Source organism: Salinicoccus roseus (assembly GCF_003814515.1).
GTDB classification, from domain to species: domain Bacteria; phylum Bacillota; class Bacilli; order Staphylococcales; family Salinicoccaceae; genus Salinicoccus; species Salinicoccus roseus.
On record NZ_RKQJ01000001.1, the window covers coordinates 1,157,341 to 1,182,694 of the forward strand.

The following is a 25,354-nucleotide window of genomic DNA, read 5'->3' on the forward strand; positions in this document are numbered from 1 at the left end:
TTTATATCCCGCCTTCTTGTGTATAGGTAACCAGATGGTTCAATTTCGCAAGTGCCCTGCCTGAATCGATGCTCTCCCGCGCCTTTTCGATGCCTTCCTCGATCGTCTCCGCCCGCTCTGCACTGAACAGCCCGAGTCCCGCATTCAGCAGGATCGTGTCGCGTTGGGCCGGTGTCGCCCGTCCGGAGAGGACATCAAGGAGGATCTGCGCATTTTCACCGCTGTCGCCGCCGGTGATCGCTTCCTTCGTATATGTCGGCAGGCCGACCGATTCCGGGGTGAAGGTCATATTTGTGATTTCACCGTCGGCAAGTATCGTCATGTGGTTCTCGCCGAGCAGGGATGCCTCATCCATCGAACCTGCCCCGTTGATGACCACGGCGCGTTTCCTGCCGAGACGCTTCAGCACCTGTGCCATCATCTCCACCTTATCCTTGCGGTAGACGCCGAGGAACTGGTAGTCCAGGGCTACCGGATTGATCAGCGGCCCGATCAGGTTGAAGATCGTCGGTACCTTCAAGTCGTGCCGCACCTTCATGATCTGCTTGATCTTCGGATGGGCGTGGGGAGCGAAAAGGAATGCGATGTCGTTCTTATCGAGCAGCGTATCGATATCCTCCGTGTCGAATGAGAGGGAGACGCCGATTTCACCCAAGACATCTGAACTGCCCGTCTTGCTCGTGATGCTGCGGTTGCCGTGCTTCGCAACCTTCACGCCCGCACCAGCCAGCACAAAGGCGGATGTCGTCGAAATGTTGAAGCTGTTCGAGCCGTCCCCTCCGGTGCCGCAGTTGTCCATCACGCCATCGATATGGCGGCGGATCGGCATCGCATGCCTGCGCAGCACTTCGACGAGTGCTGCAATCTCCTCCACCGTCTCGCCTTTCGCCTTCAAGGCCATGAGGAGTGCTGCGATCTCACTGTCGCTGACTGCATCCAGCAGCAGGATCGAGACTGCTTCCGACATCTCTTCGAAAGTAAGGTCCTCACGCTCGGACAATTTTGCCAGATAAGGTTTCATGCTTCTATTTACTGCTGGTTTGACTGCTTCTGATCTCATCATTTTTCCCTCCCAGAATATAAGAAATCCTCCATGGACCATGACTGGTCTATGGAGGACGATTTCACCGCGGTGCCACCTCGCATTGAGTCCGTACCGGACTCCTGCTCTTGCCGCGTAACGTGCGGCGGACGGACGCATTCCAATCAGGCCCATTCACGGAACATGCATGCATCGGTTTCCAGCTTCCCCGACTCTCTGTGCCATGCGGTGCTCCACTACTTGCTCTGATATGCGTTCTATCCCATTTTCTATACAAAAAGGCTCCCCTGTCTTTAAAAAAGGACGGGGAGCCGTGGTGCCACCTTTATTGACCGGTCGTGACCGGTCCACTCAAGATATGGACACATATGCATCCATATCAACCATGTAACGTTGGAAAGACGCCGGTGCCTTTCTGCGGCAGCCGGTTATACAGAAGTCCATTCACAAGATCATTGCACCGGTTCGCACCACCCACCGGCTCTCTTCAGCATGGAGAAATTGCTACTTCTCTTCTTCAATCAAAGGCTATTCAATTGATTGAATATTATAATAATACAGTCGCGGCATAATTACAACCCCTAATCGGAAAAAAGTTTTGCCGATTGCGGGAGACCCCGCCAATACAGGGTCTAGTCCAAGTCGTGGAATTCTTTTGCGATACGGTTCAGCGCCTCTTCAAGTACGGATCGTGGGGAAGGTACGCAGATCCTCTGGAAGTCGTTGCCTTCCGCGCCGAACATCTTCCCGTCCTCAAGCAGCACATTGGCCCTGTTGTAGATGCGGTCATGCACTTCCTCCGGTGTGATGCCGTAGCCCGAGAAGTCCATCCACAGCACATATGTGCCCGCCGGACGTTCGACTTTGACCTTCGGCATTTCGCGCGACAGGAAATCGATTACGAAGTCGATGTTGCCATCGATGTACTCCCTGACCTGGTGGAGCCATTCATCCCCTTCCGTGTAGGCGGCGATGAGTGCGGAGACCGTGAATGGACTGGGCAGGCTCATCCCCTGCTCCTCCTGGAACTGCTTCCTCAAGCCTTCATCCGTAATCACCACATTCGTACAGTGCAGTCCGGCGAGGTTGAACGTCTTGTTGATGGCCGTCAATGTGACGATGTGATCCGTGTGGGATGCGGCCTTGACGATCGGTGTGAAGGTCTCACCCAAGCGGATCAGGTCTCCATGGATTTCATCCGCGATGATGGTGACGCCATTTTCACGGCAGATGTCAGAGAGGCGTGCAAGATCGTCCTCCCTGAAGATGTTGCCCGTCGGGTTGTGCGGATTGCACATGATGAACATCGTCGTATCATCCTCTTTGGCCAGCTTCTCGAAGTCATCGAAATCGATGTGGTAATGCCCCGCTTCGTCCCGCTCCAGCCCATTGTTCTTCACTGTACGGCCATTGCCTTCAATCGCCGAAGTGAATGGCGGATACACCGGCCGCTGGATGATGACGCCATCCCCCTTTTCGGAGAATGCCTTGACCGCAATGTTCAGGGAATGCACCGTACCCGGGGCATATATGATCTCTTCCTTGTTGATTTCCCAGCCATATTTGTCCGAGAACCACTTCTGTATGGCTTCATAGTAGGCGGGGGGCGTAATCGTATAGCCGAAGATCTGATGGTCCACCGTCCGCCTCAGTGCCTCGACGACCGGTTCTGCCACCTGGAAGTCCATATCTGCCGTGAACAGTGGAATCGTATCCTCATCATATCGTTCCGTCAGGCCGAATTCCTTGATCAGTTCCCCGCCATCCCATTTCATGGCATAGGTGTTCCTTCTGTTTATCGGTGTATCGAAATCATATTTCATCATAACCGCTCCTTGTAGATATGTTCACATGGAACAATTATAGACTTTGATGCGGCGAACTTGAAATTATTCAACTTGAAAACCCCTCCAATAGGGAGAGGACCATCCTATACCGCCCTGTCCATGCATGTGACCAGGCGGTCCTCTATATCCTGGGCGAACTGCTTGAGCGCGTCATCATTGACCATTTCAATCAGTGCCGTCGGTTTAGGAAGGCCGATCTTCGTCGTACCTCCGTCTTCATAGACGACGATCTTGCACGGCAGGAAGTAGCCGACCATCTGGTTCTCCTCGAGGACGTTCTTTGCTTCCTGGGGATTGCATACTTCAAGGACACGGTATGGCTGATCGAACTCCAGGCCTTTCGATTCCAGCGTCTCCTTGATGTCGAAGTGCCACAGGACACCGAACTTCTCCTCCTTCAGGCTGGCTTCAAGTGATGATACTGCGTCTTCAATCGGCTGATCCGTCTCTACTGTGTAGTGGAACATGCATTCATCTCCTTGTCGAATCTATTTGCATAAGTACTCTACCCGTTAAGGAGGCTGATGATTCATGGAGCCTGCCGGTCGTTCAGCATGCGGTTGGTGATGTTCAATGTACCGATGTGTGCCACCCGCTCATACAGTGCACTCAATTCATGCTCCGTGAGGTTCTGGCCGTTCTCCACCCACAGCTGGTACATGTTGATCATGCCGGATATATGGTATTCGATGATGTATTCGTACTCGATTTCCTCCCTGATGCCCAGTTCATGCACGAAGTTCATGATGATCTGACGTACCCGTGCCTTCATCTCATGCGGAAATCTCGGGTCCCCCTCGGGACCAAGCAGTATGGCGATGCGGTCACCATGCTCATTGATATAATCGGAGACGCCGTTCAGCGACTCCTCTACCTTCCCGCCGTTCTCCCTGATCTCCTTCAATGGATCGAGGATCATGTCTTCTGTCGGCATCACTGCGGCCTTCTGTATTTCCAGCACTTCGTAGACATCGGAGAAATAGGTGTAGAAGGTCCCCCGGTTGTACCCGGCAAGATCCGTGATTTCCTTGACTGTGATCTTTTCCAGCGGCTTCTCCACATAGAGCGACCAGAATGCATCCAGGAGATTTTTCCGCGTCTCCTCTTTTCGACTTATTTTCGACATATTACTGCTCCTTTTCAACACTTGCCAGTGGATTGTATATTGAATCGATTATATAATTTAACTATCATTGAATATTATACAACATGTTGTTGGATAAAAGTATGCATTTTTCATATTAAATTAGGAGTGAAAATATTTGAAACTAGCGGATTTCTCGATAAAGAGACCCAAGTTCACCATCGTCGTAATGATCATACTGATCCTGCTGGGGGCCGTCTCGCTGACCCGCCTCCCGCTCCAGCTCCTCCCGAATGTGCAGCCGCCGATTGCTGCGGTTGCCACCACATACCAGGGAGCCGGGCCTGAAGAAGTGATGGAGGATGTCACCGTGCCGCTTGAGGCGGAACTGTCGACCGTCAGCGGATTGACCAACATCTCATCCCAATCCCAGGAAAGTTCCTCGATCATCCTTCTCGAATTCGGTTATGACATGACCATCGATGAGGTCGAGAACGAAATCATGCGGACAATCGAGAATACAAGTCTGCCCGACCAGGCGGGCGATCCCTCCTTCCTCGAATTCGACATCACGATGTTCCCGAGCATGACGCTTGCCGTTACCTCGGGCAATGACAGTGTCAGTGAATTCCAGGGTCAGGTCGATGATCTCATCGGGGAACTCGAGAACATCAACGGTGTCGCCTCGATCAGTAAGACGGGAAGCATCACCGAAGAGATTGCCGTCACACTTGATACGGAAGCACTCGAAGAGTATCAGTTGAGCCAGAGTGATGTGGCTAACATCATTGAAGCGAACAACATCTCCATCCCGAATGCCACCATCGTCGACGAAGAAGCACAGGAGGCCATAACGACACGGACGGTGAGCAGCATCGACGGTGTCGAAGAACTCCAGAACCTCGTGCTGATCGACCTGCCTGAAGATGCCGGCACCATCTCCCTCGATGATGTGGCCGATGTGGAAATACAGGAACAGGATAACGATGTCCTGACACGCCTCAACCAGGACGATGCGATGCAGATCGAAATGAGCCTCTCTTCCGATGCCAATGCATCGACAGTCAACGGCGAGTTCCGTTCCGTGCTGGAAGAACAGCTCGACAAGGAAGAATTTGAAAACCTGACGGTGGAGGTCCTTTATGATGAAGGCGAGTATATCGATATCGCCATCAACAGCGTCTACCTGTCCCTGATCAGCGGGGCCATCCTTGCGATGGTGGTGCTTTTCGCCTTCTTGCGCAACCTGAAGTCGCCGCTGATCATCGGGATTGCCATCCCGTTCTCCGTAATCACCACATTTGCACTGCTGTACTTCACCGATATCAGCATCAATATGATGACGCTCGGAGGACTGGCACTTGGAATCGGGATGCTTGTCGACAACGCAGTCGTCGTCATTGAAAACATCTACCGGCACCTCTCCATGGGCAAAACGCCGAAGCAGGCCGCAAGCGACGGTGCCAAGGAGGTCGCGGCAGCCATCACCGCCTCCTCCATGACGACAGCCGCAGTATTCCTGCCGGTAGTATTCGTCAGCGGCCTGGTTGGACAGCTGTTCACACCATTTGCAATCACAGTGGTATTCAGCCTGCTTGCCTCCCTGTTCGTCGCACTGACCGTCGTGCCGATGATTGCAAGCCGCATTTTGAAGGCACCGGATGAAAACAAAGAGAGGAAACGCCAGAACAAAGCCTATATGAGAGGGCTCAGGAAGCTCTCACGCTGGACACTCGCGCACCGCATGCTCGTTCTGGTGCTGACGGCAGTCATACTTGTCATCGGTGTCGTCGGCATCTATATACAGGGCATCGATCTGCTGCCGGAAAGTGACGAAGGCACAATGATGGTGGAAGTGGAAATGCCCCAGGATGCCATCCTCTCCGATACGGAAGAGACCATCGGACTGATAGAGGAGAAGCTTGAGGAGTACTCCGAAATCGAGACCTATATGAGTACCATCGGTTCCGCATCTACGATGAGCCCGGTCGATGAAAGCAATGTCGGGAACATCATGGCCACACTCGTCGGTCAGGGCGAACGCAGTGTCACCACCAATGAGTTCATCGAAGACATCGAAAGTGACATCGAAAATATCGATCCTTCCGCAGACATCAGCGTCAACCCGATGTCGCAGGCGGGAACCGGCTCGAATCCGAATACACTGACGCTCAATGTTGCGGATGAAGATTCCGACCGTCTGGCGGAATCTGAAGCAGCCATCATTGAAGCACTTGAAGATGATAGTGAGATTGAAGGCGTCACTTCCAGCCGTGAAGACATGATCCAGGAACTCCAGGTGCGCGTCGACCGTGCAGCTGCACGTGCGAACAACCTCCAGCCTGCCGAAATCGGCAGTTCCATCTACGAAGCGGCAAACGGCGTTGCCGCCTCCACTGTGGATGAAGGGGAGGAGTTCCTGACCATCAACGTCAAATATCCGGAAAGCATCCTCTCCAGTGTCGATGCCTTCCAGGATATCCAGATCGCCAACGGCCAGGGGGAATATGTCTCCATCGGTGATGTGGCCGAACTTGAAGAAGCGGAAATGCTGCCGCTCATCAACCGGGATGACCAGAGGGAAACGAGCGAACTGACGGTCAACTATTCTTCCGACATGAGCCTGAACGAAGCGGGCACCCACGTCGAATCCATCGTGGACGACGCAGAATTCGCTGATGAAACCGAGACTTCGATCGGGGGAGACCTTGAAATGCTCGAGGATGCAATTCCACAGCTCGCCCTTGCGATTGCACTCGGCATCATCTTCATCTACCTTGTGATGGTTGCCCAATTCGAATCATTCAAGCACCCGTTCGTCGTCATCTTTACACTGCCGCTCAGCATCATCGGTGTGATGTTCTCATTGATCATCACCAATAATCCGCTCAGCGTCATTGCCGTGGTCGGCATCATACTGCTGCTCGGCATCGTGGTCAACAACTCCATACTGCTCGTCGACTACATCAACCAGCAGAAGGAGAAGGGCATGCCGGTACTCGAAGCGATCGAAAAGAGTGTCCAGGACCGTTTCCGCCCGATCGTCATCACCGCGTTGACGACGGCGCTCGGCATGGTGCCACTCGCCATCGGCATCGGGGAAGGTGCAGAACTCATCGCTCCGATGGGCATCGTCGTCATCGGCGGTCTCATCAGCAGCACCTTCCTGACATTGTTCATCATTCCGATCATCTACAGCTACTTCGACAGTGAAACCCGCAAGATGAACAAGAAGTACATGACGCCGGATGGTGAAATCATCACCCAGAAGGAAATCGATGCACAGAAACGTGAAGAGGAAGCACTTCATTCCGAAAACGAATACGATTATAATTCGGAAGCCGCATATCCCGATGAATCAGATCATGATGCACCGAAAGTGCAGGAAGATCTGTCCGGACAGGAAACCGGCGGTTCCGACCGTGACTACATCGATGAGATGGAGCGGTTGATCGATAGAATGAAGAACGACCGAAGAAAAGAATAGAAGACAATACAAAAAGCCTGTTCTCCAAAGTATTGGAGAACAGGCTTTTTCGATGATGCAGGGTGGCCGGGCCCCGCCCCCTAGGCCCATCCTCTGAATCTGACTGCTTCTGAAGTCCGTTTGATGCCTACAGTATAGGCTGCAAGCCTCATATCCATATTCCGCGCTTCATGCAGGTCATATATGGTATCGAATGCGCTCTTCATCTTCTTCTCGAGCAGCTCCTGAATCTCATCCTCTTCCCAATAGAAGCCCTGCTTGTTCTGGACCCATTCAAAGTAGGAGACCGTCACACCACCGGCTGAGGCGAGGACATCCGGAATGATGAGGGCGCCCTTTTCCGTAAGTATGCGGGTCGCCTCTTCTGTGGTCGGGCCATTGGCCGCCTCACAGATGATGTCCGCCTTGATGCGTTCGGCATTCAGTTCAGTGATCTGATTCGCGATTGCTGCCGGGATGAGGACATCGCAGTCCAACTCAAGCAGTTCCTCATTCGAAAGGACGCTGACTGCCATATGATCTGCAAGATCAACTTTTTCCCGGTTGTCGAGGACATAGTCTATATCGATGCCTTCAGGATTGTACAGGGCACGGGAAGACCTTGAAATACCGAGGATCTTCGCTCCTTTGTCATAGAGCATCTTGGATATGTAGCTTCCTGCATTCCCGAATCCCTGGACGACGACGCGCGCTTCTTCGATCGGGATGCCCCTCTTTTCCATCGCCTGCTCGACACATATGACTGCACCCATGGCTGTAGCCGTTTCACGGCCTTTCGAGCCGCCGACGGAAATCGGTTTTCCTGTGATGAATTGGAACGGGTCATCCGAATTCTTCACGCTGTATTCATCCATCATCCACGCCATCACCTGGGCGTTTGTATAGACGTCGGGTGCTGGGATGTCCTTTGTCGGACCCACAATCTGGGAGACTGCCCGCACATAGCCCCGTGCGACCCCTTCAAGTTCCCTTGTGCTCATCACCCTCGGATCACAGATGACGCCGCCTTTGCCGCCACCATAGGGAATGTCGACGATTCCCGCCTTCAATGTCATCCACATGGACAGCGCCACGACTTCATCTTCGGTGACATCAGGGTGGAACCTGATCCCGCCCTTCGTCGGACCTGCAGCATCATTATGCTGCGCACGGTATCCTGTAAATACTTTCGTCGAGCCATCATCCATCTCCACCGGTATACGGACTTTCAGTACTCTGAGCGGCTCCTTGATGAGTTCATACATTCCCTCATCATACCCGAGATTATCCAGTGCCTGATGGATGATCTTTTGGGTGGATGTAATGAGATTTGATTTTTCTGCCATGCTTTCCTCTCCTTGTCAAACGATATTGCCGTCCACCGGATTGAATCTTTTATGTATATTTATAATAATATGATGCAAAATCATAATACAGTAAAAAATGTAAAGAATAATCGCAATGGACGTTATTATTAGAAATTTTCAACATATTCAAATATTTATAATAATACAATTGCCTTGATAAATCAAGGAAACTATGGATAAAAATTCAAAAAGGCCGGACAGATGTCTGTCCGGCCCTTCTTTTGTCGCGCTTAAGCCCAACCTCTATAGCGTGCAGCTTCAGCAGTACGTTTGATGCCGACGATATAGGCGGCAAGGCGCATATCGATATGCCGTTTTTCATGGAGATCATAGATCTCATTGAATGCTTTCTTTAGCTTGATCTCAAGCTTTTCATTCACTTCTTCTTCATCCCAGTAATAGCCCTGGTTGTTCTGGACCCATTCGAAGTAGGAAACTGTAACCCCGCCTGCAGATGCAAGTACATCCGGTACAATGAGTACACCTTTATCGGTCAGTATCTGGGTCGCTTCCTTCGTCGTCGGACCATTGGCCGCTTCACAGATGATATCTGCCTTGATGTTGTCTGCATTCTCTTCTGTGATCTGGTTGGCGATTGCAGCCGGTATGAGCACATCACAGTCGATGTTGAAGAGCTCTTCACCTGCAAGAACGTCATCGAACAGATTGGTCACCATGCCAAAGCTGTCACGGCGGTCAAGAAGGTAATCGATATCGAGTCCATCCGGTTCGTGCAGGGCACCGTTGGCATCTGAAATGCCGACGATCTTGGCTCCTCTGTCCGACAATATTTTGGCGAGGAAGCTTCCTGCATTCCCGAAGCCCTGGATGACGACGCGTATCTCATCCATCTTCTTGCCGCGTTTTTCAAGCGCCTGCTCGAGACACAGGATGACACCCATCGCTGTGGCACGGTCACGGCCCTGGGATCCGCCAAGCACTAGCGGTTTCCCCGTAATGAAGCCTGGAGAGTTGAATTCATCAATGATGCTGTACTCATCCATCATCCATGCCATGATCTGGGAGTTCGTAAAGACGTCCGGCGCAGGAATATCCTTAGTCGGTCCAACAATCTGGGAGATCGAACGCACATAGCCGCGGCTCAGGCGTTCGACTTCAGCGATGCTCATTTCCCGTGGATCACATATAATGCCGCCTTTACCGCCGCCATACGGCAGGTCGACGATACCTGATTTCAAGGTCATCCACATGGAGAGGGCAACAACTTCCTCTTCATTGACATCCGGGTGGAAACGTACGCCACCTTTCGTCGGTCCGACAGCATCATTATGCTGTGCACGGTAACCGGTGAACACCTTGACGGAACCATCATCCATACGCACCGGGATGCGTACTTTCAGAAGACGCATCGGTTCCTTGATCAGCTCATACATTCCCTCATCAAAACCGAGTTTATCCAAAGCCTCATGAATGATTGCCTGTGTGGAAGTGATAAGATTTGATTTCTCTGACATTTTATATCCGCCTCTTTTTTGGAACTGTTTTCAATGTTATTGTAACACATTAATTACTATTTGAAAGCGTTATTTGGACAGTACCTTCCTCACTCTTTCGAGCGCCCAATCCAGGTCTTCCTTCGATATGACAAGCGGTGGTGCAAAACGGATGACCGTGTCATGCGTTTCCTTGCACAGAAGACCGAGTTCTTTCAGCTCTTCACAATATGGACGTGCAGACTCCGTCAGATCGACGCCTATGAACAGGCCGCGTCCCCTGATTTCCTTTATCAATGGTGTGTCGATTTTTTCGAGTTCCGCTTTGAAGTATTCGCCAAGTTCATTCGAACGCTCGACAAGTTCTTCATCCACCAGTACATCAAGTGCTGCCTCCGAAACGGCACAGGCGAGCGGGTTCCCTCCGAATGTGGATCCGTGGGATCCCGGATTGAACACGCCAAGCACCTCTTTATCTGCAAGTATGCAGGAAATCGGGAAGACGCCGCCGCCGAGCGCTTTGCCCAGAATATACATATCCGGTTTCACATCATCCCAGTCCGTCGCGAACATTTTGCCTGAACGGCCAAGTCCAGCCTGGATTTCGTCTGCAATGAAGAGTATGTTGTGTTCGTCACACAATTCCCTGACTTCCTTGAGGAAACCTTCAGGTGGAATATTGATGCCTGCTTCCCCCTGTATCGGCTCGAGCAGTATCGCTGCAGTATTTTCGGTTACTGCATCCCTGATCTGTCCGATATCGCCGAAATCGACCAGCTTGATGCCGTCGAGCAGCGGGCCATAGCCACGGCGGTATTCCGCTTCCGAGGAAAGTGAGACCGCAGCCAGTGTACGGCCATGGAAGTTCTGGTTCATTGCGATGATTTCAGCTTTGTCGTCCTCTACACCCTTTACATCATAGGCCCAGCGTCTTGCTGCTTTGATGGCCGTCTCCACAGCTTCCGCACCGGTGTTCATCGGCAGTGCCATTTCCTTGCCGGCAAGCTTGCAGACCTTCTCATACCACGGTCCAAGCCTGTCGGAGTGGAAAGCACGGGATGTCAGGGTGAGCTTATCTGCCTGATCCTTGAGTGCCTGGATGATCTTCGGGTGCCTGTGCCCCTGGTTCACTGCAGAATATGCACTGAGCATATCCATGTATTCATTTCCTTCCGGGTCCCTGACCCATACACCTTCTGCCTCCGAGATGACGATCGGCAGCGGGTTGTAGTTCGGCGCACCATACTGTTCTGTCTGCTTGATGATTTCTTGTGATTTCGTCATTTTACATCCCTTTCCAAAAAACAGCGGATGGATTCCCACTGTTCTATTTGTGTTCTTGCTGGTGATGGAGCTTGAAACTGTTCGGAGCTTGTTTTACCTTGCACATGGAGTGTCAGGCAATCCGGCCAACCTGTTTCCGGGCCGGCGATGGAACATATTGAAGCCGACGAATGCCAGGCTGGAGATTTCCTCCTGCATGAGCATATCTTCATGCTTCATTACTGGTATTTCCCTACCTCAAGTTTACCTTCTTCTTTCCCGATTTCAATATGCTTTTTGATTTTTCCGGGGAAATGGCTGAGTGGTCCGGGATCGATGCCGGATTCCTTCCTGTCATCCATCATGACAAGCTCCCCTTTGTGCAGCATCACTCAGTAATCTTCCTTATAACAGTGAAGCACTATAAATAATAATGGACTTTTTTTCAGATTTTTTCAAGCTTTATGAAAAATGGGCTGCAGACCTCCCAATCCCCTTTGCAGGCGTGTTTTAATCTGCTTTTCCAGGATCAGGATTTGCGCCCCTGATATTTTCGGCAAATAAAAAAACTGCAGAGGATCACCCCCTGCAGATTCCATATTTCCGGCTGTACGTTTCGATTGTCTGGCCAGCTATGCTACTTCATGCGTCGTTTCGCCGTCTCTATCCAATCCGGCATCTTTTGTCTAAGGGACTCGAATCCATATTTTTCCGTATCCTTGATCTGGTCCAGGACGGAACGCCTATCCCGTTTCCTTTCCTCATTCTTGAAGTATTCATTATCCTTCAGAGTAAGGTTGAGTTTCCCATTCTTGTCCACACTGAGCACTTTCGCCTTGACTATCTGCCCTTTGGATAAAAATTGATTGACATCGTGGACGTAATCGTTCATCACTTCTGAAATATGAATGAGTCCTTCTTGATTATCAGGGGTTTTGACAAAAGCACCATACGGCTGGATACCAGTTACTTTGACCTTCACGAACTGGCCTGTCCGATATTTTTTTGCCACTTGGATTACCCCACTAACTTTCAGTAGTTCATACGCACTGATTATTTTATCATAATAGGAAGGGATTATCTAATCATAGGTCGGGAACAACGCAAAAAACCGCATGGAGAGCTCGGCTCATCCTGCGGTCAAGGTGCTTTATATAATTCCACGATCTCCAGTCCCTCTTCAGCCACCGGACGGATTTGTGCAAGCGGTATCTCCTCTTCAAACGAATGGAGGAAGATCTGCTGTATCTTCCGGCCCGCCGTTTCGACGTCCCGGGTGCTGTGAAGCACTTCCATGCTGTCATAGATTTCAGCATCATAGTCGAAGTCCTCCGCCGCCAGTCCAAGTGGGTCCCACTCCTTGAGCAGCCGATAGAGTTCGATGCTACCTTCCGGATTCATGGTACTGTTCCTGTTCAATTCTTTCCATCACCTGCTGCTCGAAACGCTTCATCTTCTCTTCCTGCTTTTCTGAATGCCTCTTTACGAACCGGTAGGCAAGGTAGGCAAGCAGTATGCACAGGGCAAGCATGAGGAGCGCAGGGATATACTCCGTCTTATCCTCAGGGAAATATAGAAACGGCATCATGATTAATCACTCCCCTTTACTCACTACAGTATAACAAACACCATTTATGTATGAATCCTTTATTAATGACTATTTTGTGAGCATTTTATGATGAAGGGAGAGGGCCTGGTGCCCTCTCCCTCATGATCCTATTCGGTGATTTCAATCGTTTCGATCTTGACATCCTCAACCGGACGGTCCTGCGCCCCCGTCTTCACTTCAGCGATCTTCTCGACGACATCCATGCCGCCGATGACCTGCCCGAATACAGTATGTCGCTGGTCGAGCCACGGTGTGCCGCCGCGCTCTTTGTATGCTTCGATGATTTCAGCAGGATACCCTGCGCCTTCAAGCTGTCCGAGCATCTGGGAAGGGACTTCCTTCGCCTGGACGATGAAGAACTGGCTGCCGTTTGTACCCGGGCCCGCGTTCGCCATGGACAGGGCACCGTACAGGTTGAATGCCTCGGTGGAGAACTCATCCTCGAAGCTGCCGCCGTAGATGCTTTCGCCGCCCATGCCTGTACCAGTCGGGTCTCCTCCCTGAACCATGAAGTCCTTGATGACACGGTGGAAGATCTGGCCATCGTAGTAGCCGTTCTTCGCGTGGGTCGTGAAGTTCTCGACCGTCTTTGGTGCGATGTCCTTAAAAAGCTTGACCTTCACATCTCCATGATTCGTGTGGATGACGGCCTGTACTTCATTACTGCCTACTTCTGTCGTTAACTGTGGGTAAGTCATGTTATGCCTCCTGATTTCATTTATTGCAGATTCAGTGCTTAAAATGTGAAAAATATGTGACATAAAACTGCTTTTTTCCTATTTATACTATACAGATATTTTCACTTTTTTCAAACCCTATACGTTTATTTACCCTATTGGTTACTGTATAATTGCTATATATATTGTGCAAATAAAGGAGGATACACTTTGGCACTGATACACTTAGCGATTTTATTACCTCTGATCGCCGCCATAGCAATCGGCGTCATCTACAGGTATTACAAACGCCTTCATCTGGGCTGGTTTGTTCTGCCGGTTCCACTCATTATTGTAATCTACCTGCTCACACTCGTACCTCGGGTGAGCAATAATCAACTGATTTATGAATCATTGGCGGTCATGCCGAGAATAGGCATGAATTTCGATGTGTACATAGATGGTCTTGGACTTTTATTTGCCATACTCATTTCCGGTATCGGAGCACTTGTCGTCCTTTACTCGATTGGTTACCTGTCACACAGGGAGGACCTTGGAAGCTTCTATGTCTACCTGCTCATGTTCATGAGCGCCATGCTTGGTGTGGTACTGAACGATAATGTACTGATGCTCTATCTCTTCTGGGAACTGACATCCATCTCCAGCTTCCTGCTCATCGCCTTCTGGTTCATGAAGGAGCGGTCATTGTACGGCGCCCAGAAATCCATGCTCATCACCATGGGCGGCGGATTCCTGATGCTCGGCGGATTCATACTGCTCTATATAATGACCGGCACATTCAGCATCAGGGAGATGCTGAACCAGGTTTCAGCCATCCAGGAGAGCCCTCTGGCACCGCTGGCGGTCGTGCTCATCCTGTTCGGTGCCTTCACCAAATCGGCACAGTTCCCATTCTACATCTGGCTGCCGGATGCAATGGAAGCGCCTACTCCAGTAAGTGCCTACCTCCACTCCGCCACCATGGTAAAGGCGGGCATCTACCTCGTGGCAAGACTGACGCCACTGTTCGCATTTTCGGAACTGTGGGTGTGGATCATACTCCTCGGTGGACTGATCACCATGGCTTGGGCCTCCTTCAATGCGATACGCAAGGATGACCTGAAGGCCGTCCTCGCCTTCTCGACGGTATCCCAGCTCGGACTGATCATGTCACTGCTCGGTCTCGGTGCCCTGAGCGTCGTGACCGGTGCAAACGAGGAATACTTCTCGATTGCCGTGGTCGCGGCAGTCTTCCATCTGATCAACCATGCGACCTTCAAAGGCGCACTCTTCATGGTGACGGGCATCGTCGACCATGAAGCGGGTACGAGAAGTCTGAAGAAGCTCGGCGGCCTGCTTACGGTCATGCCGGTGTCCTTCACTCTGACGCTGATTACAGCGTTATCCATGGCGGGGCTTCCGCCGTTCAACGGCTTCCTTTCGAAGGAACTCTTCCTTGAAGCGATGATCCACGTGGGAGATGCGAACTTCAGCGCACTGGCGGATGTCGCATTCATCTTCCCGCTGCTCGCCATTGTAGGCAGCATATTCACCTTCATATATTCCATACTGCTCATATACGGTGTCTTCTTCGGCAAACGGACTTATGATACGCCGAAGGAGCCGCATGAAGCGCCTGCGCTGATGCTCATCTCCCCGGCGATCCTGACTGTCCTCGTTCTTGTCTTCGGCTTCTTCCCGAACGTATTGTCAGGAACGATCATCGATCCGGCTGCAATGAGCATCATGGCGTCCGATACACCGCTCGAGACCCATCTATACATGTGGCATGGGTTCGCCAACCCGGCCCTGTGGGCAACGGTCTTCATAGTGATTACAGGCACCCTGTTGTTCTACTTCAGGGACAAATGGATGTTCATCTACGACTATCATAAGGACCGCTTCACCCTGAACTACCTGTATGACCAGGGGTTGATCTACAGCCGCTTCGGTTCACGGAAAATAACCGATTCGTACATGAGCGGCTTCATCCGCTCCTATCTCGTATATATATTTCTGTTCTTCATCGTGATGGGCATCCTCACGCTGCTGAATACAGGGATACGGATCAGCTTTGATGATATGGCGCCGGTCGGCATACACGAAATGGCCGTCGTGCTCATCATACTGGTGTCGATTGTCGTCATCCTCGGCACGAAGTCGCGCATGGTTTCCATCATCATGCTTGGGGCCATCGGATTCTCCATGTCGCTGTTCTTCGTATTCTTCAGGGCAGCCGACCTTGCACTGACACAGCTTGCCATCGAAACGGTGACGACTGCGCTCTTCCTGGTCTGCTTCTATCATCTGCCGAAGAACAGCAGACACCAGGAGCGTATGAGGTTCAAGCTGACGAACTTCCTCGTCTCCCTCGGGGTGGCGCTCATCGTCATCATCATCGGGCTTACCGCCTATTCGAACCGGCTGTTCGACCGCATCAGCGAGTTCCATATAGAAAATGTATATGAGCTTGCCGCAGGCGGCAACATGGTCAACGTCATACTTGTCGACTTCCGTGGGTTCGATACACTCTTCGAAACACTCGTATTCGGCATAGCAGGCATCGGAATATACAGCCTGATGAAACTCAGATTGAACAGAAAGGATGGGAATAATGAAGAACACGCTGAAGAAAGCCGGATATAATAAAGTTCAGAAACAGATGAACGATGTATTTCTCCAGTTCACTGCGAAATTGGTCTTCTTCATCGTCATCATGTTCTCCTTCAACCTGTTCTTCGCAGGCCACTATACACCGGGCGGCGGATTCGTCGGGGGGCTGCTCGCAGCAGCGGCACTCATCCTCCTTCTGATCGCCTATGACCGGAAGACGCTGGAAAGCATGGTGCCCATCGATTTCAGGTTGGTCATCACGATTGGACTGGTGTTTGCAGCAGGCATACCGACGCTCTCCTTCCTGTTCGGCACACCGTTCTTCACACACCAGCACACCTATGTGGAGATTCCGGTGTTCGGGGAAGTGGCGCTCCACTCCGCAGTCCTTTTCGACATCGGGGTCTTCCTTACAGTAGCTGCCACTGCCCTCCTCATCATCGTACTTGTAGGGGAGGCGGATGAATAATGGAACTGATCACAATCATATTGAGCGGCATCCTCATCGGCTCTGCCGTATACATGATGCTCTCGAAAAGTGTCTTGAGGATCATCATCGGCACTGCACTCCTCAGCCATGGGGTCCACCTCATGCTGCTCACAATGGGGCAGCTGAAGCGTGGGAACATCCCGGTGCTCGATGAAGAAGTATCCAACTACTCTGACCCGCTGCCGCAGGCGCTCATCCTGACCGCAATCGTCATTGCCTTTGCACTGACCGCCTATATACTGGTTCTTGCCCTGAGAAGCTATAGGGAGCTTGGTACAGACGACGTTGAACAGATGAAAGGAGTTCCACATGACGACTAACATATTGCCTCTATTGCCAATAATGATTCCATTCTTTGCGGGAATCATCATGTTATTTACAGGGCAGCGGCCATTGGTACATAGGGTGATTGCGACGATAAGCAGTCTGCTCATCATCATCTCTGCCATATGGCTGGTCGTCCTTGTCTATAGGAATGGCACGATTGCAACTTTCCTCGGAGACTGGGCCCCGCCCTTCGGCATCAGTGTCGTCATAGATATGGCGGCAGCGCTTCTGCTCCTTACAACCGCAATCATCACATTGTTTACCGTAATCTATTCCTTCCAGTCCATCGGTGTCGAACGTGAGAAATTCTACTACTATGTCATGGTCATGTTCATGATTTCCGGTGTGAACGGCGCGTTCTCCACCGGGGATATATTCAACATGTTCGTATTCTTCGAGGTCTTCCTGCTCGCTTCCTATGTACTCATCACATTGGGCGGCACGAAGATCCAGCTTCAGGAAGGATTCAAGTATATACTCGTCAACATGATCTCCTCGAACTTCTTCGTTCTTGCTCTCGCCTATCTCTATTCGGTGACAGGTTCACTCAATATGGCGGATATCCACACGAAGCTTGAAGGGTTTGAAGGAGAGTACAGCATCATGAGCCTCCTCGCCGTCGTCTTCCTTTTCGTATTTGCAACGAAGGCCGGGGTGTTCCCCCTCTACTTCTGGCTGCCGGGCTCATATTATGCACCCCCGATGCCCGTGCTTGTATTGTTCGGGGCGCTGCTTACGAAAGTCGGCATCTATGCGATTGCCAGGACATACAGCCTGTTCTTCATAGATAATGTCGAATTCACCCACCAGATGCTGCTTCTGCTCGCTCTGGCCACCATCGTCATGGGGTCCATCGGTGCACTCAGCCACGCGGATATGAAGCGCATCATCATCTACAACATACTGATTGCAGTCGGCGTCATTCTTGTCGGCGTATCGATGATGGATGAGTCCGGAATGCTCGGTGCGTTCTACTACCTGATCCATGACATGATAATCAAAGCGGCGCTGTTCATGCTTGTCGGCTTCCTCATCTACCGTACCGGGGAGACGAACGCCGAAAGGCTGGGCGGTCTGATCAAGATCCACCCCATTACAGGCTGGATGTTCTTCATTGCCGCCCTGTCACTTGCAGGAGTGCCGCCACTTCCGGGATTCTACGGCAAGCTGTTCATCGTGCAGTCGACGTTCGCCAACGACAACTACATCGCCGGCATCCTCGTGCTCATTTCAAGCCTTGTTGTGCTGTACTCCGTCATCAGGATCTTCATCAGCGCATTCTGGGGCGAGGATATGGACTTCAGCAGGCTGAAGCCGGTCAAGAGCGATAAGCTGCTCTTTGCCTCCATAGCGATGGTGATCGTCTCCGTCGCTTTCGGTCTCGCGGCGGATGCACTCTATCCGATGTTCGAGATGGCAGCGCAATCGTTCCATGATCCAGCCTCTTACTCTAATTATCTGCCGGAGGTGGAATAGATGGCATTACAAATACTGATCAATCTGGCCCTCGCCGCCCTTTGGATGTTCCTGTCCTCGAATTTCAGTGTGGCATCATTCACTGCCGGCTACCTGCTTGGGATGCTCGCAGTGTATATGCTCAGGAATTTCCTTCCGGGATCCTTCTACCTGAAGAGAGTCAAGGCGATCATCGTTCTTGTGTTCATCTTCATCTGGCAGATGATACTGGCCAACATCGATGTCGTCAAAGTCGTCCTGAGTCCGAAGGTTGACATACGCCCCGGATTTTTCGCATATCCATGCGATCTTGAAGATGAATGGGCAGTCAGTCTGCTTTCCGCCCTGATCACATTGACTCCTGGAACCATTGTCGTGGCCATATCGGATGACCATAATACACTGTATATCCATGGCCTCAATGTTGAGGATTCAGAAACGGAAATCGCCTCGATCAAGGACAGCTTCGAGCAGGCGATCAAAGAGGTGAAGAAACCATGAATACTTTCCTTGATATCGTCATCATACTGAGCATCATCATTCTTGCATTCTCGATGGTCGGCATGGTCTACCGCATGGTCAAGGGACCTTCGCTCCATGATAAGATCATGGCGCTCGATGCTTTCGGGGTCATGCTTATGGCGATGATTGCACTGATCGCCATGACCCTCCATACGACCTATCTGCTTGTGGTGATACTGCTCATCGGCATACTGGCCTATATTGCGACGATCGCATTTGCCAAATATCTGGAGAAAGGCGTGATTTTTGAAAATGATAGAGATCATAATGAGTAGCCTCATCGCCTTCTTCATACTGGGTGGTGCCTTCTTCACAGCCGTCAGTGCCATCGGTGTCATCAGGCTGCCTGATGTCTATTCCCGGATGCATGCAGCTTCGAAGAGCTCCACGCTCGGGGTAATGATGATGATGATCGGCACCTTCCTCTACTTCTGGTACATGGACGGCTACATGGACAGCAAGCTTTTCCTTGCCATCCTGTTCATCTTCATCACTGCACCGGTATCCGCCCACATGCTTTCACGCAGTGCGTTCCATACCGGCGTCACGCCCTACAAGCTGACTGTGCTGAATGAACTCAAACGGGACGAGATGGGCGAATCCGACGATACGGACACCCACCCGATCACAATAAAGAACTTCAAGAAATAAATAAAAAAGTGCAGTGGCACCCAAATGGGTGCCACTGCACTTTTTTCATCTCTTCTTTTTCACTGCCATGGTACACCGGGACAGGCAGACGAGTGATTCCTCCTCGTCCATGATCTCGATTTCCCATATCTGCGAGCTCCTGCCCTGATGCCGGCACCTTGCTGTGGCGGTCAGCCTGCCCGACTGCTTCGTCTTGATGTGGTTGGCGTTTACCTCCATGCCGAAGGTGATCTCATCTTCGGCAATAAGCCCTGTGGCTCCGCGGCTGGCGGCCGTTTCCGCCAATACCACATTTGCTCCGCCATGAAGGTAGCCGTATGGCTGGAGCACCTTCTCCGTAACCGGCATCCCCATTACCATGAGGCCCGGCTCATCCCGCACGACTTCAATCTCGAGCAGTTCGATCAGACCGCCGCTATTCATGGACATCCCCTGTCTCGAACAGCTTTACGATGGTGCGTATCATCACGCCTGTCGCCCCTTTGGGACCATATGGCGTTTCTTTATCCGATGTACCCGTCCCCGCAATATCGAAGTGGATCCACGGTGTGCCGTTGGCGAACTGCTTGATGAAGCAGGCCGCGAATGATGCTCGGCCTGGCTTCTCCACGTGATTCGTGAGATCTGCGACCTGCGACTGGCGTACATTCTGCTCCTCGATTTCGGAAATCGGCAGCTGCCAGATCTCTTCACCGGTATGCTTCGTCATTTCCACCAGCGGTGCGAGGAATGAAGCGTCCTTGTTCGTGAACACCCCTGTACGCTCTGTACCGAGTGCAGCCACGACGGCACCGGTCAATGTAGCGAAATCCATGATCAGGCTTGGTGCGTACTGGGAGGCATGGAAGACTGCATCCCCGAGTACCAGACGGCCTTCAGCATCCGTGTTCTTTATTTCCACAGACTGTCCGCTATAGGAAACATAGACATCGTCCGGCCGCATGGCATTTCCATCCACCATATTTTCTGCGAGTGCTACGACTGCGATGACATGGACCGGCAGCGACATCTCCGAAATGGCATGGACCATGCCGATTACATTCGCAGCCCCGCTCATATCATATTTCATTTCCGGCATGCCGGTCTTAGTCTTGATCGAATATCCGCCTGTATCGAACGTGATGCCCTTGCCGACCAGGGCGATCGGCCTGTGTCCTTCCGCTTCCGGGTGACGGTATTCGATGGTGACGAGCCGCGGCTTCGCCTTGGAGCCTTTGCCGACTGCATTGATCAGGCCATACCCTTCTTCTTCAAGCGCTTCCGCGCTCTTCACTTCTCCCGTCACATACGGATGGGAGCGGAATATGGCGGCGATCTTGTCTGCCATATGTTCCGGTGTCATGATGTTCGGCGGCGTCTCACTGAAGTTCCTCGCCATGGCAATCGCCGCACCGACTTTCCTGTAACGTGAAATCCTCTCTTCAACCGCTTCGCTGCTGGTGATCGAGAACATCGCTTCTTCAGAGAAGAGGGGCGCCTGGTCGGTCTTATATGTATTGAATTCATACACACTGATCTCCGCCATTATGCCCACCGCCTCCGCAAGCATGTCCATATCCACCGGGAACGTATCGAGCAGTATCTGCCCGCGGACCGTATCCGTATCTTTCATGAACTGGAACATTCTGCCCAGTGCTTCCGACAGCCTCACTGAATCAAGCTTGTCGATCGCCCCGAGTCCGATGGCGATGACTTTGCGGTAGTCCCGCTGTATGGTCACGCCAGTTGTCGTCACTGCTGAAAATTCCGTGGACAGGACATCCTCCTTGATGATGGCATCCATCTGGCCGCCAAGCAGCGTGTCCACTTCTTCATGATTCTCCATACGGGCCGGCTCATGCGGCAGCCCGATGATGATCGGTTCCTCTGTTGCGACATATTTGTCGCGATATTGAAATTCCATCATTTATCCTCCTAGAACATCTGATACCCGGCTTTGCGCAAGTAGCGGATCGTCATACCGGCAAGTATCGTCCCGACGAGCCCGCTCCCAAGCATCAGCATATCCGCCGGATGCAGATTCACAAGCCTCTCCCCAAGGGTGCTGAAAGCTTCAGATGTATTTGTAAAATATTCCGCTGATGAGATGCCATCCACGATGAGCAGGACGATGAAGGGGTATACACCCACCATCAGCCATGTCATCTTCAGGATCATATTCAGTATGAAGCTGATCCCGTAGAACAGGACGAAGAACAGCAGCATGGATATTGCAAGTTGTATTATTGACATTATTGGTTACCCTCCACATGAAAAAAAGGCACGGGCATTAAAGCAATACCCATGCCTGTCATATCAGTTGTATCAGAACATTTTTCCTTTTGAATAGGCGAGCAGTGGGCCACCGATTTTGAATATCGCCCTCGAATCGATGACACGCTTCATGAATGCCGCCTTCTTGCCTTTGATCTCACGGCCCATTACAAGTCCGATGCCATCTTTGGATCCGAGTGAACAGACGGTACCCCTGTCGTTGTAGGAGAACTCCTCGAGCCGTTCCCCTTTGAGTGAAAGCTCGATGTTCTTCGCTGTATGTTCACCCAGCTGCATGGCAATCTGGGCAGTCGTCGGCCATGGACGCTCAGTCTCCCCGTTCATCACCGCAGCGACGTCACCGATTGCATAGATGTTGTCGTACCCTTCAATGCGCAGATCCGGTCCTACGACGATGCGTCCACGTTTGACACCATCGAATGATTCTTCCATCAGGCTGCTGCCACGTACACCAGCCGTCCAGATGACGCTGTTCGCTTCGATCTGCTGCTTCTCATCATTCACTTCCACGACGAAGCCATCTTCATTCGCTGCAACGATCGGCGTATCGACCATGAATTTGACGCCACGGTCCTTAAGGAATTCAACAGCATATTCGACGAGGTTTTCAGGGAACATCGGCAGCATTTTAGGCGCTGCTTCCACACATGTGATGTTCACTTTGTTGTAGTCGATGCCATGCTTTTCACAAAGCTCCGGTACGCTTTCGACAAGTTCGCCCAGATACTCTATGCCTGTAAATCCGGCACCACCGACAAGGATGGAAATATCCTTCGGATCATTGGATTGCCTGTAGTTTGCAAAGTTCCGTTCGATCTCCTTGCGTGCTGCTGTAGCAGTCTCCGGGTTGACGATTGAATGCGCATGCTCCTCCATGCCCTCGATGCCGAAAGTTTCACTTTCGAAGCCAAGCGCTACGACAAGGATGTCATATTGGAATGTGCCCTGAGTCGTTTCCACACGCTGTTCATCCTTATGGATGGCAGTAACCTCAGCCGGTACGAAAACCACCTTCTGTGCATCGACCACCTTGTTGATCGGGTATACGCCCTCTTCCCAGTCGATTGTTCCTGCAGCCGTTTCATGCAGCCACGTAGCTTCATAGTGGTACTCATTCTTATTGATGAGTGTGATATCGGCATCTTGATGAGACAACAATTTCTGAAGTTTGGATACAGTCTGCAATCCGGCATACCCTGCACCCAGCACCAAAATTTTCTTTCTTTCAAAACTCATTATAACGTCACCTTTTCTCTCCATTTTTTTATACTGCACCTGAATTTGGGCATAATTAAAACCGCTAATATTAATCTCCTATAATATTAGCGATTTTCTTCACATATTTCAAGCGGTTTGGATGAATCTTTAGCAATCTTCCGGTTGGCCGGCGACTTCTTTAGTCCTGAATGAAGAGCCGCATCCACAGGCGAGCGTCGCGTTCGGATTGTCTATGGTAAAACCGCCGCCCATCAGGGACTGTTTGAAGTCGATCACAGTACCGTCTATGACGGGGATATCCTTCTTGTCGACTAGTACTTTAACACCATGGAATTCGTAGACTTCATCGTTCTCCGTCTGTTCGGTTTCAGCCGCCATACCGTATGTCAGACCGGTGCAGCCTCCACCCTGGACTTTGAACCTCAGGTAGCCATCTTCCATCTCGTTCTTCTCAAGCATGTCCTTCACTTCGTAGGCGGCGCTTTCCGTCAGAGTTACGTGAGACACATAATCACCCCTCGTTGATTTTTATTAATTCCAATTATAGAGCAAATGGACGTCTAACTCAAATCTTCGGTCCATTCTTCCATTTCCCGCTTGTTCCTGTCTATCCTCTTATATATCTTCTCAAGGAGCTTCTCCGGTGTCATGGCACTGACTATCTCGCCGTCCACAAGTACGAAGAATGCTTTGCTGCATAATCCGCAGTTGTTCAGGCAGCCATAGTCCAGCACATCGATTTCGGGATCGTCGTCCAGTGTCCGGTACACCTCTTCGGTGCCCTTCAGCATGTTTGATGAGCAGAACTCGACAAGGGTAAACATTGCACTCCCTCTTTCTCGGCATTATTGCCGACTTTCATTGTAGTTTATCGCGTTAAATATTATAATATAAATAATAGAATTTTAATACAAGGCGGTACTGACTATGAATACTATCGTATGTCTCGGAGGCGGCTATGGAAATATGCGCTTCATACAGCGCATCCTTCCAAAACTGCCCTCCGGCTACACCATCACCCTCGTGGACAAGAATCCTTTCCACGGGATGAAAACTGAATACTACGCCCTGGCTGCAGGGACGAAAAGTGAAAAGAACGTCCGGGTCGACTTTCCCGACGACGACAGGGTCAATATCGTCTTTGACACAGTCTCGGAAATCGACATCGACAGAAACAGGGTCATCCTCGAGAACCAGACACTGGACTATGACATGCTCGTCATCGGTCTCGGCTGCGAGGATAAATACCATGGCGTGCCCGGTGCTGAGGAACATACATACAGTATCCAGTCACTCCGGGAATCGCGCGCTACATACGAGAGCATCGGGGACCTCAAGCCCGGCTCCACAGTCGGCATCGTGGGTGCAGGCCTGAGCGGCATCGAAGTGGCCAGTGAGCTGCGCGAGGCACGCGAAGACCTCCACATCAAACTGTTCGACCGCGGCGACCGCATCCTGCCGATGTATCCGGCACGGCTCAGTGCCTACGTCAAAAGATGGTTCGATGACAATGACGTCGAAGTCATCCCGAACTCGAACATCGTCAAGGTCGAAGCCGACAAGGTCTACAACAATAATGAATCGCACGATCTGGACCTGGCGATCTGGACAGCCGGTGTACAGCCGGTGGAGGTCGTACGCAACCTGCCCGTTGAATTCGGGCCCGGCGGACGCGTCGTACTGAACCAATACCATCAGGTGCCGGGACACGAAAACGTCTATGTGGTCGGAGATTCGGCGGCACTGAAGCATGCACCTTCGGCTCAGGTCGCCGAAGGCCAGGCCGAACAGATTGCGGAAGTCATCGAGGATATCCTCAAGGGCAAGGCCCTTCCGGAAGAGATGTCGGACATCAAAATGCAGGGGATACTCGGATCACTCGGCTCCAAGGAAGGGTTCGCCTACCTCAAGGAACGGACGGTCACAGGCCGTATTGCCCGAATGTTGAAAAGCGGTGTACTCTGGATGTACAAACTGGGCAATAATTAACAAACAGCCCCCGCATCGCGGGGGCTG

General features: G+C 51.5%; 28 protein-coding genes and 1 other annotated feature. Of the genes, 9 read left to right on the forward strand and 19 right to left on the reverse strand.

Annotated features, from left to right (window positions below; genetic code table 11):
* Position 1 precedes the first annotated feature (1 nt).
* The 4 genes from trpD to EDC33_RS05860 form a co-directional block, all read right to left on the reverse strand.
* Entirely contained in the window at positions 2–1,021 is a 1,020-nt protein-coding gene (gene trpD / locus EDC33_RS05845; protein WP_124010660.1) for an anthranilate phosphoribosyltransferase, read from the reverse strand.
* Between the two features lie 317 nt (positions 1,022–1,338).
* Positions 1,339–1,572, reverse strand: a binding site (T-box leader).
* Positions 1,573–1,674: 102 nt separating this feature from the next.
* Positions 1,675–2,865 (reverse strand): MalY/PatB family protein, encoded by a 1,191-nt coding sequence (locus EDC33_RS05850; RefSeq protein ID WP_124010504.1) that lies wholly within the window; start codon positions 2,863–2,865, stop codon positions 1,675–1,677.
* Positions 2,866–2,972: 107 nt separating this feature from the next.
* Entirely contained in the window at positions 2,973–3,356 is a 384-nt protein-coding gene (locus EDC33_RS05855; RefSeq protein WP_031547363.1) for a DUF302 domain-containing protein, read from the reverse strand.
* Between the two features lie 62 nt (positions 3,357–3,418).
* Positions 3,419–4,015 carry a TetR/AcrR family transcriptional regulator gene (locus EDC33_RS05860; RefSeq protein ID WP_124010505.1) on the reverse strand — a complete coding sequence of 199 codons (597 nt, stop codon included), beginning with the start codon at positions 4,013–4,015 and terminating at the stop codon, positions 3,419–3,421.
* Positions 4,016–4,151: 136 nt separating this feature from the next.
* Here EDC33_RS05860 and EDC33_RS05865 point away from each other — a divergent pair, with 136 nt between their 5' ends.
* Positions 4,152–7,460, forward strand: a complete 3,309-nt coding sequence (locus EDC33_RS05865; protein WP_124010506.1) for an efflux RND transporter permease subunit — start codon at positions 4,152–4,154, stop codon at positions 7,458–7,460.
* A gap of 80 nt (positions 7,461–7,540) precedes the next feature.
* Here EDC33_RS05865 and EDC33_RS05870 read toward each other — a convergent pair whose 3' ends face one another.
* The 9 genes from EDC33_RS05870 to EDC33_RS05900 form a co-directional block, all read right to left on the reverse strand.
* Positions 7,541–8,785, reverse strand: a complete 1,245-nt coding sequence (locus EDC33_RS05870; RefSeq protein ID WP_124010507.1) for a Glu/Leu/Phe/Val family dehydrogenase — start codon at positions 8,783–8,785, stop codon at positions 7,541–7,543.
* Between the two features lie 251 nt (positions 8,786–9,036).
* Positions 9,037–10,281, reverse strand: a complete 1,245-nt coding sequence (locus EDC33_RS05875) for a Glu/Leu/Phe/Val family dehydrogenase (RefSeq protein WP_094906566.1) — start codon at positions 10,279–10,281, stop codon at positions 9,037–9,039.
* A gap of 69 nt (positions 10,282–10,350) precedes the next feature.
* A complete protein-coding gene (locus EDC33_RS05880) occupies positions 10,351–11,544 on the reverse strand; it encodes an ornithine--oxo-acid transaminase (RefSeq protein WP_040105023.1) in 1,194 nt (397 codons plus the stop codon).
* 93 nt (positions 11,545–11,637) lie between these two features.
* Positions 11,638–11,763, reverse strand: coding sequence for a hypothetical protein (locus tag EDC33_RS12865; RefSeq protein WP_255620658.1), 126 nt, complete (start codon positions 11,761–11,763; stop codon positions 11,638–11,640).
* A complete protein-coding gene (locus EDC33_RS12640) occupies positions 11,763–11,915 on the reverse strand; it encodes a hypothetical protein (protein ID WP_170156364.1) in 153 nt (50 codons plus the stop codon). Before EDC33_RS12640 ends, EDC33_RS12865 begins: the two co-directional genes overlap by 1 nt.
* A 245-nt stretch (positions 11,916–12,160) precedes the next feature.
* Positions 12,161–12,535 carry a S1 domain-containing post-transcriptional regulator Ygs gene (gene ygs, locus EDC33_RS05885; RefSeq protein WP_124010508.1) on the reverse strand — a complete coding sequence of 125 codons (375 nt, stop codon included), beginning with the start codon at positions 12,533–12,535 and terminating at the stop codon, positions 12,161–12,163.
* Between the two features lie 128 nt (positions 12,536–12,663).
* Entirely contained in the window at positions 12,664–12,924 is a 261-nt protein-coding gene (locus EDC33_RS05890; protein WP_094906567.1) for a DUF1871 family protein, read from the reverse strand.
* Positions 12,908–13,111 (reverse strand): hypothetical protein, encoded by a 204-nt coding sequence (locus EDC33_RS05895; protein WP_040105025.1) that lies wholly within the window; start codon positions 13,109–13,111, stop codon positions 12,908–12,910. Before EDC33_RS05895 ends, EDC33_RS05890 begins: the two co-directional genes overlap by 17 nt.
* Positions 13,112–13,239: 128 nt before the next feature.
* Entirely contained in the window at positions 13,240–13,830 is a 591-nt protein-coding gene (locus EDC33_RS05900; protein WP_094906568.1) for a peptidylprolyl isomerase, read from the reverse strand.
* A 189-nt stretch (positions 13,831–14,019) separates the two neighbouring features.
* On the opposite strand from EDC33_RS05900, the gene EDC33_RS05905 reads away from it, so the two are divergent.
* The 7 genes from EDC33_RS05905 to mnhG are packed head-to-tail and all read left to right on the forward strand — an operon-like array spanning position 14,020 to position 19,846.
* Positions 14,020–16,434: a Na+/H+ antiporter subunit A gene (locus tag EDC33_RS05905; RefSeq protein WP_124010509.1), complete on the forward strand. Its 2,415-nt coding sequence runs from the start codon at positions 14,020–14,022 to the stop codon at positions 16,432–16,434.
* Positions 16,403–16,870, forward strand: a complete 468-nt coding sequence (locus EDC33_RS05910; protein ID WP_031547384.1) for a Na(+)/H(+) antiporter subunit B — start codon at positions 16,403–16,405, stop codon at positions 16,868–16,870. Before EDC33_RS05905 ends, EDC33_RS05910 begins: the two co-directional genes overlap by 32 nt.
* The gene (locus tag EDC33_RS05915; protein WP_031547385.1) at positions 16,870–17,211 is read left to right on the forward strand and encodes a Na(+)/H(+) antiporter subunit C; all 342 of its coding nucleotides are present in this window, start codon (positions 16,870–16,872) and stop codon (positions 17,209–17,211) included. The genes EDC33_RS05910 and EDC33_RS05915 overlap by 1 nt, the downstream gene beginning before the upstream one ends.
* Positions 17,201–18,694, forward strand: a complete 1,494-nt coding sequence (locus tag EDC33_RS05920; RefSeq protein WP_124010510.1) for a Na+/H+ antiporter subunit D — start codon at positions 17,201–17,203, stop codon at positions 18,692–18,694. The genes EDC33_RS05915 and EDC33_RS05920 overlap by 11 nt, the downstream gene beginning before the upstream one ends.
* Complete coding sequence (locus tag EDC33_RS05925; RefSeq protein WP_124010511.1) at positions 18,695–19,174, forward strand: Na+/H+ antiporter subunit E; 480 nt, start codon at positions 18,695–18,697, stop codon at positions 19,172–19,174.
* Entirely contained in the window at positions 19,171–19,470 is a 300-nt protein-coding gene (locus EDC33_RS05930) for a Na(+)/H(+) antiporter subunit F1 (protein WP_040105030.1), read from the forward strand. Before EDC33_RS05925 ends, EDC33_RS05930 begins: the two co-directional genes overlap by 4 nt.
* Positions 19,463–19,846 carry a monovalent cation/H(+) antiporter subunit G gene (gene mnhG / locus EDC33_RS05935; protein WP_229716611.1) on the forward strand — a complete coding sequence of 128 codons (384 nt, stop codon included), beginning with the start codon at positions 19,463–19,465 and terminating at the stop codon, positions 19,844–19,846. The genes EDC33_RS05930 and mnhG overlap by 8 nt, the downstream gene beginning before the upstream one ends.
* A gap of 45 nt (positions 19,847–19,891) precedes the next feature.
* Here mnhG and EDC33_RS05940 read toward each other — a convergent pair whose 3' ends face one another.
* The 6 genes from EDC33_RS05940 to EDC33_RS05965 all read right to left on the reverse strand — a co-directional run bounded on the left by EDC33_RS05940 (position 19,892) and on the right by EDC33_RS05965 (position 24,162).
* Positions 19,892–20,269, reverse strand: a complete 378-nt coding sequence (locus EDC33_RS05940; protein WP_124010512.1) for a PaaI family thioesterase — start codon at positions 20,267–20,269, stop codon at positions 19,892–19,894.
* A complete protein-coding gene (locus EDC33_RS05945) occupies positions 20,262–21,749 on the reverse strand; it encodes a leucyl aminopeptidase (protein WP_124010513.1) in 1,488 nt (495 codons plus the stop codon). The genes EDC33_RS05940 and EDC33_RS05945 overlap by 8 nt, the downstream gene beginning before the upstream one ends.
* An 11-nt stretch (positions 21,750–21,760) precedes the next feature.
* Positions 21,761–22,078, reverse strand: a complete 318-nt coding sequence (locus tag EDC33_RS05950; protein WP_179287267.1) for a YuiB family protein — start codon at positions 22,076–22,078, stop codon at positions 21,761–21,763.
* Between the two features lie 72 nt (positions 22,079–22,150).
* Positions 22,151–23,356, reverse strand: a complete 1,206-nt coding sequence (locus tag EDC33_RS05955) for an NAD(P)/FAD-dependent oxidoreductase (protein ID WP_094906572.1) — start codon at positions 23,354–23,356, stop codon at positions 22,151–22,153.
* 129 nt (positions 23,357–23,485) lie between these two features.
* Positions 23,486–23,845 (reverse strand): HesB/IscA family protein, encoded by a 360-nt coding sequence (locus EDC33_RS05960; RefSeq protein ID WP_040105035.1) that lies wholly within the window; start codon positions 23,843–23,845, stop codon positions 23,486–23,488.
* Between the two features lie 53 nt (positions 23,846–23,898).
* Positions 23,899–24,162: a DUF1450 domain-containing protein gene (locus EDC33_RS05965; protein ID WP_040105036.1), complete on the reverse strand. Its 264-nt coding sequence runs from the start codon at positions 24,160–24,162 to the stop codon at positions 23,899–23,901.
* Between the two features lie 103 nt (positions 24,163–24,265).
* Here EDC33_RS05965 and EDC33_RS05970 point away from each other — a divergent pair, with 103 nt between their 5' ends.
* Positions 24,266–25,327 carry an NAD(P)/FAD-dependent oxidoreductase gene (locus EDC33_RS05970; RefSeq protein WP_040105037.1) on the forward strand — a complete coding sequence of 354 codons (1,062 nt, stop codon included), beginning with the start codon at positions 24,266–24,268 and terminating at the stop codon, positions 25,325–25,327.
* Positions 25,328–25,354: the final 27 nt, after the last annotated feature.

What these genes read in the sequence shown, in the direction of transcription:
- EDC33_RS05870 (WP_124010507.1), bottom strand. Translation starts at nt 8,785, where the DNA reads ATGGCAGAAAAATCAAATCTCATTACATCCACCCAAAAGATCATCCAT.
- EDC33_RS05920 (WP_124010510.1), top strand. Translation starts at nt 17,201, where the DNA reads ATGACGACTAACATATTGCCTCTATTGCCAATAATGATTCCATTCTTT.
- EDC33_RS05880 (WP_040105023.1), bottom strand. Translation starts at nt 11,544, where the DNA reads ATGACGAAATCACAAGAAATCATCAAGCAGACAGAACAGTATGGTGCG.
- EDC33_RS05855 (WP_031547363.1), bottom strand. Translation starts at nt 3,356, where the DNA reads ATGTTCCACTACACAGTAGAGACGGATCAGCCGATTGAAGACGCAGTA.
- EDC33_RS05915 (WP_031547385.1), top strand. Translation starts at nt 16,870, where the DNA reads ATGGAACTGATCACAATCATATTGAGCGGCATCCTCATCGGCTCTGCC.
- EDC33_RS05925 (WP_124010511.1), top strand. Translation starts at nt 18,695, where the DNA reads ATGGCATTACAAATACTGATCAATCTGGCCCTCGCCGCCCTTTGGATG.
- EDC33_RS12865 (WP_255620658.1), bottom strand. Translation starts at nt 11,763, where the DNA reads ATGAAGCATGAAGATATGCTCATGCAGGAGGAAATCTCCAGCCTGGCA.
- EDC33_RS05965 (WP_040105036.1), bottom strand. Translation starts at nt 24,162, where the DNA reads ATGTTTACCCTTGTCGAGTTCTGCTCATCAAACATGCTGAAGGGCACC.
- EDC33_RS05930 (WP_040105030.1), top strand. Translation starts at nt 19,171, where the DNA reads ATGAATACTTTCCTTGATATCGTCATCATACTGAGCATCATCATTCTT.
- trpD (WP_124010660.1), bottom strand. Translation starts at nt 1,021, where the DNA reads ATGAAACCTTATCTGGCAAAATTGTCCGAGCGTGAGGACCTTACTTTC.
- EDC33_RS05945 (WP_124010513.1), bottom strand. Translation starts at nt 21,749, where the DNA reads ATGGAATTTCAATATCGCGACAAATATGTCGCAACAGAGGAACCGATC.
- EDC33_RS05850 (WP_124010504.1), bottom strand. Translation starts at nt 2,865, where the DNA reads ATGAAATATGATTTCGATACACCGATAAACAGAAGGAACACCTATGCC.
- EDC33_RS05950 (WP_179287267.1), bottom strand. Translation starts at nt 22,078, where the DNA reads ATGTCAATAATACAACTTGCAATATCCATGCTGCTGTTCTTCGTCCTG.
- EDC33_RS05895 (WP_040105025.1), bottom strand. Translation starts at nt 13,111, where the DNA reads ATGATGCCGTTTCTATATTTCCCTGAGGATAAGACGGAGTATATCCCT.
- mnhG (WP_229716611.1), top strand. Translation starts at nt 19,463, where the DNA reads ATGAGTAGCCTCATCGCCTTCTTCATACTGGGTGGTGCCTTCTTCACA.
- EDC33_RS05970 (WP_040105037.1), top strand. Translation starts at nt 24,266, where the DNA reads ATGAATACTATCGTATGTCTCGGAGGCGGCTATGGAAATATGCGCTTC.
- EDC33_RS05890 (WP_094906567.1), bottom strand. Translation starts at nt 12,924, where the DNA reads ATGAATCCGGAAGGTAGCATCGAACTCTATCGGCTGCTCAAGGAGTGG.
- EDC33_RS05955 (WP_094906572.1), bottom strand. Translation starts at nt 23,356, where the DNA reads ATGAGTTTTGAAAGAAAGAAAATTTTGGTGCTGGGTGCAGGGTATGCC.
- EDC33_RS05860 (WP_124010505.1), bottom strand. Translation starts at nt 4,015, where the DNA reads ATGTCGAAAATAAGTCGAAAAGAGGAGACGCGGAAAAATCTCCTGGAT.
- EDC33_RS05875 (WP_094906566.1), bottom strand. Translation starts at nt 10,281, where the DNA reads ATGTCAGAGAAATCAAATCTTATCACTTCCACACAGGCAATCATTCAT.
- EDC33_RS05940 (WP_124010512.1), bottom strand. Translation starts at nt 20,269, where the DNA reads ATGAATAGCGGCGGTCTGATCGAACTGCTCGAGATTGAAGTCGTGCGG.
- EDC33_RS05910 (WP_031547384.1), top strand. Translation starts at nt 16,403, where the DNA reads ATGAAGAACACGCTGAAGAAAGCCGGATATAATAAAGTTCAGAAACAG.
- EDC33_RS05900 (WP_094906568.1), bottom strand. Translation starts at nt 13,830, where the DNA reads ATGACTTACCCACAGTTAACGACAGAAGTAGGCAGTAATGAAGTACAG.